This window comes from Micromonospora sp. RTGN7 (assembly GCF_033804645.1).
In the GTDB taxonomy this organism is placed as follows: domain Bacteria; phylum Actinomycetota; class Actinomycetes; order Mycobacteriales; family Micromonosporaceae; genus Micromonospora.
Genome location: NZ_JAPZLF010000004.1, coordinates 258,687 through 274,527, shown reverse-complemented (window position 1 = coordinate 274,527; position 15,841 = coordinate 258,687). Strand labels below are relative to the sequence as shown.

Here is a 15,841-nt window from a genome sequence, read left to right as displayed (position 1 = left end):
CGTGGACGACGAGCCGGATCCGCCGGTGCGCGAGTGGCTGCCCCGCACCGCCGCCCTGCTGCTCGGCACCCTCGCGCTGGCCACCGCGTTCATCGCCGCGTACGTCGGCGCGCTGCACCAGCCCACCCCCCGCGACGTGCCGGTCGGGTTGGTCCTCGGCGACCAGCACGCCGAGGCCGTGCTGACCGCCGTGCGCGCCGAGACCGACAGGATCGAACCCGTCGGGTACGACGACGCGGCGGCCGCCGCCGACGCCCTGACCGCCCGCGAGGTGTACGGCGTGCTCACCTCCACCCCACAGGAGGGGTTGCGCCTCACCGTCGCCAGCGCCTCCGCTCCGGTCGCCACCAACCTGGTCGAACAGGTGCTCGGCCAGGCCGCCCGGCGGGCCGAGCTGCCGCTGGCCGTCAACGACGAGGTGCCGGTGGCGGGGGGCGACCCACGCGGCCTGGTCCCCTTCTACCTGGCGGTCGGCTACGTCCTCGGCGGCTACCTCGCCTCCACCGCGCTGGGCCTGGTGACCGGCACCGCCCCCCGCACCCTGAGCCGCGCCGGGCTGCGCCTCGCCGCCCTCGCCGCGTACGCCGTGCTGCTCGGCGTGGTGGGCGCGCTGTTGGTCGGGCCGGTGCTGGACGTGTGGGACCACGACGTGCCGGCGGTCGCCGCGGCCGGCGCGCTGGCCGTCCTCGCCGCCGCGATGATCGCCGCGGCCGTGCAGGGCTGGCTCGGCCTGCTCGGCACCGGCCTGGTCATCCTGCTGCTGGTGGTGCTCGGCAATCCCGGCTCCGGCGGCGTCTACCCCCCGGAGTTCCTGCCCGGCTGGCTGCGCGGGATGCACCTGTGGAACGTGCCCGGACTGACCACCGACCTGATCACGTCGGTGGTGTACTTCGACCGCCGCTCGGCGGGCCGGCCGGCGGTCGGGCTGGCGCTCTGGGCGCTGCTCGGCGTCGTGGGATTGCTCACGGCCACCCTGGTCCGGGGCCGGCGCAGCTCCGCCCGGCGGCCCCGGAGCACCCCCGCCACCAGCGACGACCCGGCCCGGCCGGGCTGACCGGGGTCCGCCGGCGCCCCCGCCACGGCGGAAAGCGAGAACCCGGGGCCCCTCCTGTCCGAGGGGTCGGCGCGGATACGATCCAGGGAGTCGGACAGCGCTGTCCTTCGTACTCACGTAAGGAGCGCACCGTGACCGACCAGCATGACCACGACGGCCCCGACGCCGCGCTGCGGGCCGATATCCGCCGCCTCGGCACGCTGCTCGGGCAGACCCTCGCCCGGCAGGAGGGCCGCCCGCTGCTCGACCTGGTCGAGGAGATTCGCGCCCTGGTCCGCTCCGACGCACCCTCCGCCGCGCAGCGCCTCGGCGGGCTGGACGTGACCACCGGCACCAGGCTGGCCCGCGCCTTCTCCACCTACTTCCACCTGGCCAACATCACCGAGCAGGTGCACCGGGCCCGGGACCTGCGCCGACGCCGGGCGGCACACGGCGGCTGGCTCGACCAGGCGGCCAAGATGATTGCCGAGCGCGGTGTGCCGGCCGAGGAGATCGCGGCGGCGGCCCGCCGGCTCGCGGTACGCCCGGTCTTCACCGCCCACCCCACCGAGGCGGCCCGCCGGTCGATCCTGTCGAAGCTGCGGGCGATCGCCGACGAGCTGGACACCGAGACCTCCAACGCGATCCTCTACGGGGCCAGCGACGAGGGGCCGGCCAACCGGCGCCTGGCCGAGCTGCTCGACCTGATGTGGCAGACCGACGAGTTGCGGCTGGACCGGCCGGACCCGACCGACGAGGCCCGCAACGCCATCTACTACCTGCGCGACCTGTACGCCGAGGCCGCCCCGCAGGTGCTCGACGACCTCGCCGACACGCTGCGCAACCTGGGGGTGGAGACGTCGCCGACGTCCCGCCCGCTGACCTTCGGCACCTGGATCGGCGGCGACCGGGACGGCAACCCGTTCGTCACCCCGGCGGTCACCCGGGAGGTGCTGCGCATCCAGCACGAGCACGGCATCGCGGCCACCGAGACGGCGATGGAGAACCTGATCAAGGAGGTCTCCGTCTCCCGCCGGCTGCGCGGGGTGTCACTGGACCTCGCCGCCAGTCTCGCCACCGACCTCGACGCGCTGCCCGAGGTGGCCACCCGGTTCCGCCGGGTCAACGCCGAGGAGCCGTACCGGCTGAAGGCCCGGTGCGTCAAGGCGAAGCTGGCCAACACCCGGGAGCGGCTGCGCCGGGACACCCCGCACGTGCCGGGCCGGGACTACCGGGGCTCCGCCGAGCTGATCGTCGACCTGGAACTGCTACGTGCCTCGCTGGCCCGCAACTCCGGCCAGCTCACCGCCGTGGGCCGGCTCGCCTCCACCATCCGCACGGTGTCCGCGTTCGGCCTGCACCTGGCGACCATGGACGTGCGGGAGCACGCCGAGAAGCACCACGAGGTGCTCACCCAGCTCTACGGTGCCATCGGCGAGGTCTCCGACTACCCGTCGCTGACCCGCCGGGAGCGGACCAAGCTCCTCGCCGACGAGCTGACCGGCCGCCGGCCGCTGTCGACGCTGGACACCCCGCTGACCGAGAGCGCCCGCAAGACGTTCGACGTGTTCGCCACGATCCGCGAGGTGCAGGACCGGTTCGGCGCCGAGGTCGTCGAGTCGTACATCATCTCGATGACCCTCGGCGTGGACGACGTCCTCGCGGCGGTCGTGCTGGCCCGCGAGGCCGGGCTGGTCGACGTGCACAGCGGCCGGGCCCGGATCGGCATCGTGCCGCTGCTGGAGACCCCGGCGGAGCTGGACTCCGGCGGCGAACTGCTGGACGAGCTGCTGTCGCTGCCCGCGTACCGGGCGCTGGTGACGGCCCGCGGCGACGTACAGGAGGTGATGCTGGGCTACTCCGACTCGAACAAGGAGGCCGGCATCACCACCAGCCAGTGGTCGATCCACCGGGCCCAGCGGGCGCTGCGCGACACCGCAGCCCGGCACGGGGTGCACCTGCGGCTGTTCCACGGCCGGGGCGGCACCGTCGGGCGCGGCGGCGGCCCCACCCACGAGGCGATCCTGGCCCAGCCGTACGGCACCCTGGACGGCGCGATCAAGGTCACCGAGCAGGGCGAGGTCATCTCCGACAAGTACACCCTGCCGGCGCTGGCCCGGGAGAACCTGGAGCTGACGGTCGCCGCAGTGCTCCAGGCCACCCTGCTGCACACCGCCCCCCGGCAGCCCGCCGAGCTGCTGGAACGCTGGGACGCGTCGATGGACGTGGTCTCCGACGCGGCGTTCCGGTCGTACCGGTCGCTGGTGGAGGACCCGGACCTGCCGGAGTACTTCTGGGCGTCCACCCCGACCGAGCTGCTCGGCGCGCTGAACATCGGCTCCCGCCCGGCCAAGCGGCCGAACACCGGGGCCGGGCTGGCCGGGCTGCGCGCCATCCCGTGGGTGTTCGGCTGGACCCAGACCCGGCAGATCGTGCCCGGCTGGTTCGGGGTGGGCTCCGGGCTGGCAGCGGCGCGCGAGGCCGGCCTCCAGGACGTGCTCACCGAGATGAACCGCAACTGGCACTTCTTCCGCACGTTCCTGTCGAACGTCGAGATGATGCTGACCAAGACCGACCTGAGCATCGCCCGCCGGTACGTCGAGACCCTGGTGCCGGAGAAGCTGCACCCGATCTTCACCAAGATCGAGGAGGAGTACGAGCTCACCAAGCAGGAGGTGCTGGCCGTCACCTCGTCGCCGGCCCTGTTGGAGAACTCGCCGGTGCTCCAGCGCACCCTCGCGGTGCGGGACACCTACCTGGAGCCGCTACACCACCTCCAGGTGGCGCTGCTGCGGCAGTACCGGGACTCGGGGGCGGCGGGCCGGGCGGTGGCCACCGCACCGGGCGGCCGGCGCGCACCGAGCGACGGGACCGCACTCGAGCGGGCCCTGCTCACCACGGTCAATGGCATCGCCGCCGGCATGCGCAACACCGGCTGAGACGTGAGAAAGGTCCCCCACCGGTGTGTCTCGCCCGGCGGGGGACCCTTCTCAGTACGTCGGTGTCAGTAGGTACGGCGTAAGCGCCGACCCACCGGGGAGGGGTGCCGGGCGTCAGAAGTCCCCGCCGCCGAAATCGCCCCCACCGAAATCACCGCCACCGAAATCACCGGCCTGGTCACCGCCGCCGAAGTCGCCGGACTGGTCACCGCCGCCGTCGCCGAAGCCCTCCTGGCCGCCGGCCTCGGCGCCGTACCCCGGGTCGGCAAACGCCGGGGAGAAGAGCGCATCGGCGATCAGCATGCCGCCGAGCACCCCGGCGCCCGCGCCGAGCGCCGTCTTCCACCACGGCGTGGAGTACCAGCCGGCCGGCACCGGCCGTCCCTGCATCCGGCCACCCGGGTAGTAGTAGGGCGTGGCCTGGCCGGGCTGCGGGCCGGCCCGGAAGGACTGCCCCTGCACGTTGACCTCGCGCTCCCGGGTGAGCTGGCCGGCGCCCTGCGCGGAGGCCAGCGGCGGCAGCTCGGGGCCCGGGTCGATGCCCAGCGCGATCCGGGCCGCCCGGGCGTACGCCAGCCCCTCCAGGGCGGTCTCCCGGGCCAGCCGGTACTGCTGGACCGTGCGGGCCTGCTCCAGTTGGCCGCCCGCCGCGTTGTACCGCTCGCCGGCGTCGACCAGGGCCTGCCGCACCGCCGGGGAGTCGCCGTGCAGGTTCATCACCTGGCCGCCGAGGCGTTCGTACCAGCGCTGGGCATCGGCGCGCGTGTCGGCCAGGTTGCGGGCCTCCCGGGCCGTGCTCTCCCGACGCCACCAGACGAGACCGCCGACCAGCAGCGCCACCAGGATGACCGCGAGCAGAAATTCCATGTCATCGAACGTACCCGGCGGCGTCGCGTCGTACGCGTTTGGCAAGCTCTGGTGATGAGCTTCTCAACGCTGGCCGTGGTGGTGCTCTGCCTCGCCGTCGGCGGTGCGCTGGGCTGGTTCGTCGCCCGGTCCCGGGGAGCGGCCGACGTCGCCCGGCTGGAGGCCACCCTGGCCGCCACCCGGGAGGGCGAGGGGCGGCTGGAACAGTCGATGCGGGCACTCAGCTACGAGGCGACCGCGCAGTCCCAGGAGGCGGTGGCTCGGGCGGTCGCGCCGCTGCACGACACCCTCCGGCGCTACGAGTCCCGGGTCGCCGAGCTGGAACACGCCCGGGTCGACGCGTACGCGGAGCTGCGCGAGCAGGTCCGCGCGATGGGCGCCGTCTCCGGCGAGCTGCGCACGGAGACCAAACAGCTCGTGGCGGCGCTGCGCGCGCCCCAGGTGCGGGGGCGCTGGGGCGAGCACCAGCTGCGCCGCATCGTCGAGGCCGCCGGGATGCTGGAGCACTGCGACTTCAACGAGCAGGTCACCGCCACCACCGACCATCAGGGGGTACGCCCCGACCTGGTGGTCCGGCTGCACGGGGGGCGCACCGTGGTGGTGGACGCGAAGGCACCCTTCGACGCCTACCTGACCGCGATGGAGGCCCGCGACGAGCGGGGCCGGAACACCCACCTCGACGCGCACGCGAAGCACCTGCGGGCGCACGTGAACGCGCTCGCGGCGAAGACCTACTGGGCGGCCTTCGACTCCAGCCCGGAGTTCGTGGTGCTGTTCGTGCCCGCCGACCCGTTCCTCGACGTGGCGTTGCAGCGCGACCCGACGCTGCTGGAGCACGCGTTCGCCCGCGACGTGGTGCTCGCGACGCCGGCGACCCTGGTGGCGCTGCTGCGCACGGTGGCGTACTCCTGGCGGCAGGAGGTGCTGGCCCGCAACGCGGTGGCGGTGCACTCGCTGGCCCGCGAGTTGTACGGCCGGCTGTCCACGCTTGGCGACCACGTCGGCAAGCTCGGTGCCTCGCTCGGCGGGGCGGTGACGGCATACAACCGGGCGGTCGGCTCGCTGGAGGCGCGGGTGCTGGTCAGCGCCCGTAAGCTCGCCGAGCTGGGCGTCTCCGACCAGGAGCTGGCGGTTCCCGCCCAGGTCGAGGTGGCCCCCCGCCAGCCGCAGGCGCCGGAGCTGGCGGAACCGACCTCGGCGCTGGCCGACCGGCCCGGATCGACGGACCGCTAGCTGTTGCGGGTCAGGCCGTCGTTGACGGCTCGAGGAGTTCTGCCTGGTGCGCCGCGGCCCACTGGGCCAGTTGTGCGAGTGGGCCGTTGGCGAACGACTCGCCCAGAGGCGACAGCTGGTAGACGACGCCGCGACGCCCCGGTACGCGTTCGTCGTTGCCCTGTCGGACGACCAGCCCCCGCCTTCGCAGGCGTTGCAGCGCCTGTGTCAGGACTTTGTCGCTGATGCCCGCGATGCGTTCCAACAGGTCGTTGCGTCTCGTAGGGCCGGCGCGCAGTGCCGACAGGACAACGGGATCCCACGCGTGGTTGATGAGTTCGACTGCCGTACGGACATGGCAGTCCGACACGAAGGTCTGGCAGGCTCCGTCAATCATCCTCCCAGTGTCCCCGCGAGCTCCTACCGGATGGTAGGAGTCGCCGTCCTAGCGTTCTCCAGGTCATCCCACTGATCAAGGAGATCACCGTGAACGTAGGAATTCTGGGAACCGGCAACCTCGCCACGACGCTCGGCCGAGCATGGGTGGTGGCCGGCCACACGATCGTGGTGACGGGGCGCAGTTCGGCAAACGCCAGCCGGGCCGCCGGCCAGATCGGCGACGCGGCGCAAGCTGTCGGACCCGCCGACTTCGCAGCACGGGTCGACGTGGTTGTTGTCGCGGTTGCCTGGGAGGGCCTGGAGGAAGCACTCGTCCTCGTCGGTGGGGCCGATGGCTCCCTCAACGGCATGACGGTGATCGACTGCACCAACGCCGTCGACTTCGCCACCGGGAGGCTCAAGCCGACGTCGGGCTCGGCCGCGGAGCTTGTCGCTCGCACTGCGCGGGGCGCCCATGTGGTGAAGGCATTCCACCTCTTCGCCGGAGCGTCCTGGCCCTACCCGGGACCGCAGGACTCGGCACCGGTCGTGGCGATCTGCGGCGACCAGCCCGACGCCCTTGAGCGCACCGCAGCGCTGACCACGGATCTCGGCGGGCGGACTGCGGTGATCGGTGGGCTGACCAGTGCGCGTCAGTTGGAGGAGGCCGCCGGATTCGTCATGCGTGTCGTGGCAGCGGGGTCGAACCCCAGGTTCGCCGTCCCCGATGTGGATCCGGCGTCCCTCAACGCGGGATCGGCCACGGCCAACTGACCATCCGGATGCCCGACGGGCCGTGACCCGCCCGATCGCCGACATCGCCAACGGGGGAGATCGACCGCGGACCGGGGCGAATTCATCGCCGGCGAGCCCGGCCACCTGGTCCACGTCGGCCTGCGGTGTCACCGGCAGCCCGTCCCCGCCGGCTGGGGAGGGCTGCCGGGTCGTCCCGGTTCGGTCGGGTACGGGTCAGGCGCGGCGGGCGGACTCGACGACGAACGGGATGCCCTGCTGGCAGGTGGTCATCATGTCCGGTTTGGGCTGGCCGGTGACCGTGACCCTGGTGCCGGCCGTGAGGACGTCGGCGGGGCCGCCGACGAGCTGGTAGCCGTCCAACAGCCGGCAGCCGGGCTCCACCCCGGCCTCGACGGTGCCGGTCAGCGTGGCCGCGTCGGGGCCCGGTGGACGGCTCGGGCCACTGCTCGGAAGCTTGGTGGGCACCGCCGAGGACGGCATCGCGGTCGGGGTGGCCGGGTCCGTCGGGGTCGGGCTGGGCAAGTCGGTCACCGGCGATCCCGAGGGGCTGGGGGCGGGCATGCCGTCGCCGACCCCCTGGCCGCCGCAGCCGCTCAGTGCGGCGCAGACGACCAGGGCGGCGAGGGCCATCCGAGAGGTCTTCATATCTGTTGGGACGCGCACGGGAGGCGATCCGTTCCGGCGAGGCGGCGGACGTCGATCAGGCGCGGCCGGCCGCGGCCTTCATGTCCCGCTTGAGCTCCTGCGGCAGTGAGAAGGTCAGCCGCTCGTTGGCGGTGACCACCTCGTCCACGTCGGTGAAGCCCCGCTCGGCGAGGTGCGTCAGCACCTCCTGAACCAGCTCGTCCGGGACGCTCGCGCCCGAGGTGACGCCGACCGTGCCGGCGCCGGCCAGCCAGGCGTCGTCGATCTCGTGCGCGAAGTCGACCAGGTGGCCGGCGCGGGCGCCGGCATCCAGGGCGACCTCGACCAGCCGGACGGAGTTCGACGAGTTACGCGAACCGACGACCAGCACCACGTCGCACTCGGGGGCGATCTCCTTCATCACGTGCTGCCGGTTGGAGGTGGCGTAGCAGATGTCGTCGCTGGGCGGCGACTGGAGCAACGGCAGCCGCAACTTGAGCCGGGCCACGGTCTCCAGCGTCTCGTCGACCGACAGCGTGGTCTGGGAGAGCCAGACCACCTTGCTCGGGTCGCGGACGGTGACCTTGTCGGCGTCGTCCGGGCCGTCAACGAGCTGGATGTGCGCGGGGGCCTCGCCGGCGGTGCCGACGACCTCCTCGTGCCCCTCGTGGCCGATCAGCAGGATGTCGTAGTCCTCGGCGGCGAACCGCTTCGCCTCCTGGTGAACCTTGGTCACCAGGGGGCAGGTCGCGTCGATCGCCTTGAGGGAGCGGGCCTTCGCCTGCTCGTAGACCTCCGGAGCGACACCGTGCGCGGAGAAGATCACGGTGGCACCCTCCGGCACCTCCTCGTTCTCCTCCACGAAGATCGCGCCCTTGGCCTCCAGGGTGCGCACCACATGCTTGTTGTGCACGATCTGCTTGCGTACGTAGATCGGGGCGCCGTAGAGCTTGAGCGCCTCCTCGACGGTCTGCACCGCCCGGTCGACACCCGCGCAGTAGCCGCGGGGCTTGGCCAGGAGCACGCGCTTGCCGGTCTGGGGAGTCGCCTGAGCCTCGGTCACCCCCCCATCCTACGTGCCCACCCCACCCCACCCCCGACCCACAACCCACCCCCGTCCACCCCACCCCCACGCCCGCCCACCTCACGCCCACCCCGGTGATCATGGAGTTGACGGTGACCCTATGCCCCGATATAGCCGGTAAAGCATGATCAGCGGGGAGGGCGTGGGGTGGGGCGGATGGGGGGCGTCCGTAGGGTGAGGGGGTGAGTACGGGTGAGAGCGGGCGGAGCAGCTCCGACGAGCCGTGGCCGGTGCGGGTGGTCAGCCAGAAGGTGGGGGCGTGGATCGCCCGGCTCGGCTGGGTGTGGGTGGACGGGCAGGTGGCGCAGATCAGCCGGCGGCCCGGGGCCAGCACCGTCTTCCTCACCCTCCGGGACCCGTCGGCCGACCTGAGCCTGACCGTGACCACCAACCGGGACGTACTCGACGCGGGCGCCCCCGAGCTGAGCGAGGGCGCTCGGGTGGTCCTGCACGCCAAGCCGGAGTTCTACGCGGGCCGGGGGACGCTGAGCCTGCGCGCCGACGAGATCCGCCAGGTCGGGCTCGGCGAGCTGCTGGCCCGGCTGGAGAAGCTGAAGAAGCTGCTGGCCGCCGAGGGACTGTTCGACCGGGCACGCAAGCGCCGGCTGCCGTTCCTGCCGGGCCGGATCGGGCTGATCACCGGCCGCGCCTCCGCCGCCGAACGGGACGTGCTGACCAACGCCCGGCGGCGCTGGCCGGCCGTCGACTTCCGCACGGTCAACGTGGCGGTGCAGGGCCCGAGCGCCGTCACCCAGATCGTTGACGCCCTGAAGGTGCTCGACGCCGACCCGACCGTCGAGGTGATCGTCATCGCCCGGGGCGGTGGCGGCATCGAGGACCTGCTGCCGTTCTCCGACGAGGCGCTGTGCCGCGCGGTGTTCGCGTGTCGTACGCCGGTGGTCAGCGCGATCGGCCACGAGGCGGACGCTCCGCTGGTCGACTACGTCGCCGACGTGCGGGCCTCGACCCCGACGGACGCGGCCAAGCGGGTGGTGCCCGACCTGACCGAGGAGCTGCGACTGATCGGGCAGGCCCGACACCGGCTGGAACGGGCCGTGCGGAACCTGGTCGACCGGGAGTCGCACCGCCTCGACGGGCTCCGGTCCCGGCCGGTGTTGGCCCGGCCGCAGGTGATGGTGGAGCAGCGGGTCACCGAGGTGACCTCCCTGCGCCAACGGGCCGGGCGCTGCCTGGACCACCGCATCGGCGCGGCCGGCGACGAGCTGCGGCACACCCTGGCCCGACTGCGCGCCCTCTCCCCCGCCGCCACCCTGGACCGGGGCTACGCGATCGTCCAACGGGCCGACGGCCACGTGGTCCGGGCGGCCGGCGAGGTGGACGGGGGCGATCCGTTGCGGATCCGTCTCGCGGAGGGCGAGCTGGTCGCGACGGTCGACGGCTGAACGCACGACGCCGGGCAGGCGACCAGAAGCACGACGCCGGGCAGGCGCTCAGAACGCACAACGCCGGGCAGGCGACCAGGATGAACAGCCGCGGCGCTCGGGCGACGAACGCCGCGGCGCCCGTGGACGCCCTCGGGGAACGACCCCGGCGGGCGGGCGGGTGGCGGCGCGCGGGTGGCCGGGCCGCAGCGCGGCCGACGGGTGAGGATGTGCTGGGATGGGACCGATGACTGACGAGAAGAACGCCGGGCCGGACGCGCGGCTCAGCTACGAGCAGGCCCGCGCCGAGCTGGCATCGGTGGTGGAACGACTGGAGACGGGCGGCACCTCGCTGGAGGAGTCGCTGTCCCTCTGGGAACGCGGCGAGAAGCTGGCCGGGATCTGCCAACACTGGCTCGACGGAGCGCGGGCCCGGATCGACGCCGCCCGCCAGCAGCAGCCGGACGCCTGACGACGGGTGCGGGGTGTCAGCTGAACAGGTTGTACAGCTCCTTGGGGGCCTCGACGACCTGGTCGGCCGGCGGGCGCTGGGCGGCGGTCGCCGTGCCGTAGTCCGAGTACGTGATCCGGACGTCCTGCGCCTTGTTCTGGCCGGACGCCGGGATCTGGATGACCAGCTCGCTGAGCCGGCCCTGCGGGTCCAGCTTCGCCGTGAACGGCAGCGACTGGGCCTGCTGGCCGAGCGCCTTGATCAGCTCGGCGTTCAGGGAGCCCGCCTCGGCGGCCTTCGACACGTCGATCGTGCCCGCGTACGCACCCTCGCCGGTCTGCCGTACCTCGGTGACGCCCTGGGTGAGCACCTCGCTGCCGGCTGGGTCGACCTTGTCGAAGTCGAAGCCCAGGTTGCGGTTGCCCTTGATCCGGGCCTGGTCGAGGTGCTGGTACTTGCCGAGATTGAGGTTCTGCACGCCGGGCAGCTTGGCTGCCTGGCCGCCGAGGTCGAGCTTGACCCAGCTGTCCGGCTTGAAGTGCACCAGGTCCAGCTTCATCGACACGTCCGAGGAGGCGTCGCCGATGGTGAGCTTCATCTCGGCGCTCTGGCTCGGCTCGTGCACCCGCCCTTCGGCGGTGGTGCCGACGCCGGCCATGGTGAACCGGAAGTTGCCGTTACGGATCTCGTTGGTCGAGTTCAGCAGTGCCTGCTTGGCATCGCCGGTGCCGGGCGAGGCGCTGCCCGGGGTCGCGCTGCCGGGGACCGCGCTGCCGGAAACCGTCGGGGACGCGGAGGCCCCCGCCTCGCCGGTCCCGGTGCTGTTGCAGGCGGCCAGACCAGGAGTGAGAAGCGTCGCGGCGAAGACCGCCGCGCTGAAGCGTCGAATGGTCACGTCAACCTCTCCAAGTGGGTCGTCCGGTCCGCGAAGGGTGCCGGAGGCGTCGCGCCGTAGCCCGAGCACTGGCTCCGACGTACGGGTCCCGTCCGGCTGGCGCGCCGGCGGGGTCGCGTACCTTCTGTTCCCTGTCGCCGCCTTCGGCAATCACTGTCCGACCCACCCGAAGCACAAGCTCCCCGGTGGGCGGCAGCGTCCACCGCCGCCCACCAGGGACGGATCACTTCTTGAACATCTCGTAGGTCTCGTCGGAGGCCTCGACGACCTGGCTCGCCGGGGGCTTCTGCACGGCCGCGGCGGTGCCGTAGTCGGAGTACGTGACGGTCAGCTTCTGCGCCTTGGCGTCCCCGGCTGCGGGCACGTCGACGGCGAACTCGCTGAGCCGCCCCTGCGCGTCGACCTTCGCCGTGAAGGGCAGGGCACTCGCCTTGCCGGCCAGGTTCTTGACCAGCTCGTCGTCGAACATCTCCGCGCCGGTCGCCTTGGTCACGTCCAGGGTGCCGGCGTACGCGCCCTCACCGGTCTTCTTGACGTCGGTGACCGCCTTGATCAGCGCCTCCCCGCCTGCCGGGTCGACGTCGGTGAAGTCGAACTGCAACTCCTCGGCGTCCTTGATCTTGGAGCGATCGAGGTGCTGGTACTTGCCCTTGAACTTCTTGGCACCGGGGATCGCGTCGGCCATCGGGCCGGTGAAGTCCATCTTCACCCAGCTCTCGGTGTCGAGGTAGATCAGGTGCATGTCCATCGAGAAGCTCTCGGTGGCGGCGTCGCCACCGGTCATCTTCATCTCGGCGCTCTTGGACGGCAGGTGCACGGTGCCGCCACCGCTGAGCTCGCCACCGGTCATGGTGAAGGTGAAGTTGCCCTTGCTGATCTCCTTGGTGGACGCGAGCAACGCCTCCTTGGGATCGGCGGGCACCGCCGGGGCGGCGGCGGACGCGTCGCCGGCCGAGGGCTCGGCGGCGTTATTGCAGGCGGTCAGGCCTGGGACGAAAAGGGCGGCGGCGAGGACACCGGCGCTCCACCGTCGAAGGTTCACGTGATTCTCTTTCCGAAGGACTGCCGGGGGAGCAGTTGCGCGTGCCCGGGGCTTGAGTCGGGCAGCGTAACGGACCGCGCTGACCTCCGCGGTCCGTCGATCGGCCGGGTCGGACGGCTCGTTCCCCCTAACGGAAGGCGTCCTAGCGGAAGGCGTCCTAGCGGAAGGCGTCCTAGCGGAGGGCGTCGGCGAGCCGGCGCAACTCGTTCTCCCGAGCGTCGCCGACCACGATCACCGTACGGCCCGGTTCGAGCAGCACCAGGGCCTGCTCGTTGCCCCGGGCGGTGTACCGCTGCCAGTTGCGCCCGCCCACCTCGGTGGGGCCCTGGGGCTGCGCCGCGGCGGTCAGCTCGGCGGGCAGCAGCCGCTCCGGCGGCACGTCACTCTGCACCACTTGGGCGCTCCGTCCCTCCGGGGTCAGGTAGCCGATCCGCAGGTTCGAGCCGCCTTCGACGCTCCGGTAGCTGGCGCTGACCGTCTTCCACTCTGAGTCGAGCCCGGCCGGCTGGCTCACCGGGAACGCGTTGGCCGCGCGGGCCTGCTCCAGCGCGGGGGCCGGGTCGACCGTGGTCGGCTGGTCGCCGCCCAGGAAGCCCCGGTAAAAGGCCAGCAGCAGGGCGATGGGGACGAGCAGCACCAGCAGCGAGATCGCCATGTCCTTCGACGAGCGTTCGGACCTGGCCTTCTCCCGACCCGGCGGCGGCGCCGGCGGATCAGCCACCGGCCCGCCCGGCGCGGCCGACGGCGGGTCCGTGGACGGCGGGGGGGCGGGATTGTCGTCCGGGGCGGGGTTGCCTGCGGACGCCGGCTCGACCAGTGCCGGCTCCCCGACCGTGGCAGGTGGGGTCGGTGGGGTCGGTTCGGGTGTCGACGGGGTCGGCTCGGCGGGGGCTCGCTTCGCGGGCTGTGCGGGATCCACCTCCCCATTCTTCCAGCCTTCCGGCTGGGACTCCACGCACGCCGCTCGGGCCGACCGGTGAACACCGTGAACCGTTCCACCGTCCGGTTGCCGGGAAGGTGGCCACCAACGCCCCGACCCGGCGATACGTTGACAATTATGTGAGGATCAGCGGCAAAGCCGGCGGCGGCGACGGCCGCATGCTGCCGGTCCACCCCGCAACGTCGCGAGGAGGAAGCCGTATGACGAGCACCAGGCCACGGACCCCCCAGGACCTCGACCGCAATCTCGCCCTCGACCTGGTCCGGGTCACCGAGGCCGCGGCGATGGCCGCAGGCCGGTGGGTCGGGCGGGGCGACAAGGAGGGCGGCGACGGGGCAGCCGTCGACGCCATGCGCAAGCTGATCAACTCGATCCCGATGCGGGGCGTCGTGGTGATCGGCGAGGGCGAGAAGGACAACGCCCCGATGCTCTTCAACGGCGAGGAGGTCGGCGACGGCACCGGTCCCGAGGTGGACGTCGCAGTGGACCCGATCGACGGCACCACGCTGATGAGCAAGGGCATGCCGAACGCGCTCGCCGTGCTCGCGGTGGCCGAGCGGGGGGCGATGTTCGACCCGAGCGCCGTCTTCTACATGGAGAAGCTGGCCGTCGGCCCCGCCTACGCCGACGTGGTCGACATCAACGCCGGGGTGGCCGACAACCTGCGCCGGATCGCCAAGGTCAAGGGCACCGACGTCTCCGAGGTCACCGTCTGCGTGCTGGACCGACCGCGCCACGACGACCTGGTCACCCAGATCCGCCGGGCCGGCGCCGGTATCCGGTTCATCTCCGACGGCGACATCGCCGGTGCCATCGCCGCCGCCCGGGGCGAGTCGGACGTCGACGTGCTGATGGGCATCGGCGGGACCCCGGAGGGAATCACGGCCGCCTGCGCCCTGAAGTGCATGGGCGGGATGATGCAGGCCAAGCTGTGGCCGCATGACGCCGCGGAGCGGGAGAGGGCGCTCGCCGCCGGGCACGACCTGGACCGGGTGCTCACCACCGACGACCTGGTCACCGGCGACAACTGCTTCTTCGTGGCGACCGGGGTCACCTCCGGCGACCTGGTGCGCGGCGTGCGCTACCGGGCCGGCGGGGCATACACCCAGTCGATCGTCATGCGTTCGAAGAGCGGCACGATCCGGGTGATCGACTCGTACCACCGGCTGGAGAAGCTGGCGCTCTACTCGACGATCGACTTCGACGGCCGCCCGCTGGCCGAACAGGAGTGACCAAGTGGCCGTCACCACTGCGCCGGCACCGCCGACCCTGACGGCCCGCCGTCGGATCGCGGCCGTCGGGCTGGCGGTCGCCTCCGGGGTCGGGGTCGCCGTGCAGTCCCGGATCAACGGCGAGTTGGGCGTACGCCTGGCCGACGGGATCGCCGCTGCGGTGGTCTCGTTCGGTCTCGGCCTGCTGGTGCTGCTGGTGCTGGTCCCCGCCACCCCGGGCGGGCGGCGGGGCCTGTCCGTGCTGCGGACGGCGCTGACGGACGGGTCGCTGCGGCCGTGGCAGTGCCTCGGCGGTGTCTGCGGGGCGTTCCTCGTGGCCACCCAGGGGCTGACCATCGGCACGCTCGGCGTGGCCGTTTTCACCGTGGCGGCGGTCGCCGGGCAGTCCGGAAGCAGCCTGCTGGTCGACCGGGCCGGGATCGGCCCGACCGGCCGCCAACCGATCACCCCGAACCGCCTGGTCGGCGCGGCGCTGACCGTGCTGGCCGTGCTGCTGGCCGTGGGCGACCGGCTCGGCGACCCGAAGACACTGGGGCTGGCCCTGCTGCCGTTGCTGGCCGGGGTGGGCATCGCCTGGCAGCAGGCGGTCAACGGTCGGGTCCGGATGGCGTCGGGCAGCGCCCTGACCGCCACGCTCGTCAACTTCGCCGTCGGCACGGTGGCCCTGCTGGTCACGTTCGCGGTGGAGCTCGCCGTCCGGGGCCGCCCGGCCGGCGGCTTCCCGAGCGAGCCGTGGCTCTACCTCGGCGGGCCGGTCGGCATCGTCTTCATCGCGATCGCCGCGGCCATCGTCCGGTTCACCGGGGTCCTACTGCTCGGCCTGGCCACCATCGCCGGGCAGGTGGTCGGCGCCGTCGCGCTCGACGTGGTGCTGCCGACAGCGGCCTCGCACCCGGGCTTGACCACGCTGTTGGGGGCCGCGCTCACCCTGGTCGCCGTGCTGGTCGCCGTCATCGGCCCGCCCGTGAGACGGCCAGGAGGGATTTCTACGCCCCGCTGACGGGCC

General features: G+C 72.6%; 15 protein-coding genes. 8 read left to right on the top strand and 7 right to left on the bottom strand.

The window, feature by feature from the left end; all coding sequences use genetic code 11:
* The first annotated feature begins 1 nt into the window (after position 1).
* The gene (locus SNR22_RS08160) at positions 2-1,054 is read left to right on the top strand and encodes a hypothetical protein (protein WP_320065870.1); all 1,053 of its coding nucleotides are present in this window, start codon (positions 2-4) and stop codon (positions 1,052-1,054) included.
* A gap of 131 nt (positions 1,055-1,185) precedes the next feature.
* Positions 1,186-3,972, top strand: coding sequence for a phosphoenolpyruvate carboxylase (gene ppc, locus SNR22_RS08155; RefSeq protein WP_320065869.1), 2,787 nt, complete (start codon positions 1,186-1,188; stop codon positions 3,970-3,972).
* Positions 3,973-4,086: 114 nt separating this feature from the next.
* Here the strand turns inward: ppc and SNR22_RS08150 are convergent, their stop codons facing one another.
* Positions 4,087-4,839, bottom strand: a complete 753-nt coding sequence (locus SNR22_RS08150) for a hypothetical protein (RefSeq protein WP_320065868.1) — start codon at positions 4,837-4,839, stop codon at positions 4,087-4,089.
* 54 nt (positions 4,840-4,893) lie between these two features.
* Between SNR22_RS08150 and SNR22_RS08145 the strand changes: the two genes are divergently transcribed.
* Positions 4,894-6,072, top strand: coding sequence for a DNA recombination protein RmuC (locus tag SNR22_RS08145; RefSeq protein ID WP_320065867.1), 1,179 nt, complete (start codon positions 4,894-4,896; stop codon positions 6,070-6,072).
* 10 nt (positions 6,073-6,082) lie between these two features.
* On the opposite strand, the gene SNR22_RS08140 is transcribed toward SNR22_RS08145, so the two are convergent.
* Positions 6,083-6,448, bottom strand: coding sequence for a winged helix-turn-helix transcriptional regulator (locus SNR22_RS08140; protein ID WP_320065866.1), 366 nt, complete (start codon positions 6,446-6,448; stop codon positions 6,083-6,085).
* Positions 6,449-6,537: 89 nt separating this feature from the next.
* Between SNR22_RS08140 and SNR22_RS08135 the strand changes: the two genes are divergently transcribed.
* On the top strand, positions 6,538-7,203 hold the full coding sequence (locus SNR22_RS08135) for an NADPH-dependent F420 reductase (RefSeq protein ID WP_320065865.1): 666 nt from the start codon (positions 6,538-6,540) through the stop codon (positions 7,201-7,203).
* Between the two features lie 195 nt (positions 7,204-7,398).
* Here SNR22_RS08135 and SNR22_RS08130 read toward each other — a convergent pair whose 3' ends face one another.
* Together SNR22_RS08130 and SNR22_RS08125 are read right to left on the bottom strand one after the other, a co-directional pair.
* The gene (locus SNR22_RS08130; protein WP_320066014.1) at positions 7,399-7,830 is read right to left on the bottom strand and encodes a hypothetical protein; all 432 of its coding nucleotides are present in this window, start codon (positions 7,828-7,830) and stop codon (positions 7,399-7,401) included.
* Positions 7,831-7,885: 55 nt separating this feature from the next.
* Positions 7,886-8,872, bottom strand: coding sequence for a 4-hydroxy-3-methylbut-2-enyl diphosphate reductase (locus SNR22_RS08125; RefSeq protein ID WP_320065864.1), 987 nt, complete (start codon positions 8,870-8,872; stop codon positions 7,886-7,888).
* Positions 8,873-9,075: 203 nt separating this feature from the next.
* Here SNR22_RS08125 and xseA point away from each other — a divergent pair, with 203 nt between their 5' ends.
* The gene (xseA, locus tag SNR22_RS08120; protein WP_320065863.1) at positions 9,076-10,296 is read left to right on the top strand and encodes an exodeoxyribonuclease VII large subunit; all 1,221 of its coding nucleotides are present in this window, start codon (positions 9,076-9,078) and stop codon (positions 10,294-10,296) included.
* Positions 10,297-10,522: 226 nt separating this feature from the next.
* Positions 10,523-10,747, top strand: coding sequence for an exodeoxyribonuclease VII small subunit (locus SNR22_RS08115; protein ID WP_320065862.1), 225 nt, complete (start codon positions 10,523-10,525; stop codon positions 10,745-10,747).
* 16 nt (positions 10,748-10,763) lie between these two features.
* On the opposite strand, the gene SNR22_RS08110 is transcribed toward SNR22_RS08115, so the two are convergent.
* From SNR22_RS08110 to SNR22_RS08100, 3 genes are all read right to left on the bottom strand, one after another.
* Positions 10,764-11,621, bottom strand: a complete 858-nt coding sequence (locus SNR22_RS08110; protein ID WP_320065861.1) for a hypothetical protein — start codon at positions 11,619-11,621, stop codon at positions 10,764-10,766.
* A 223-nt stretch (positions 11,622-11,844) separates the two neighbouring features.
* Positions 11,845-12,663 (bottom strand): hypothetical protein, encoded by an 819-nt coding sequence (locus SNR22_RS08105; protein ID WP_320065860.1) that lies wholly within the window; start codon positions 12,661-12,663, stop codon positions 11,845-11,847.
* Positions 12,664-12,835: 172 nt separating this feature from the next.
* The gene (locus SNR22_RS08100; RefSeq protein ID WP_320065859.1) at positions 12,836-13,582 is read right to left on the bottom strand and encodes a DUF4245 domain-containing protein; all 747 of its coding nucleotides are present in this window, start codon (positions 13,580-13,582) and stop codon (positions 12,836-12,838) included.
* Positions 13,583-13,803: 221 nt separating this feature from the next.
* Here SNR22_RS08100 and glpX point away from each other — a divergent pair, with 221 nt between their 5' ends.
* Positions 13,804-14,835, top strand: coding sequence for a class II fructose-bisphosphatase (gene glpX / locus SNR22_RS08095; RefSeq protein ID WP_320065858.1), 1,032 nt, complete (start codon positions 13,804-13,806; stop codon positions 14,833-14,835).
* Between the two features lie 37 nt (positions 14,836-14,872).
* A complete protein-coding gene (locus tag SNR22_RS08090) occupies positions 14,873-15,835 on the top strand; it encodes a DMT family transporter (RefSeq protein ID WP_320066013.1) in 963 nt (320 codons plus the stop codon).
* The last annotated feature ends 6 nt before the right edge of the window (positions 15,836-15,841 follow it).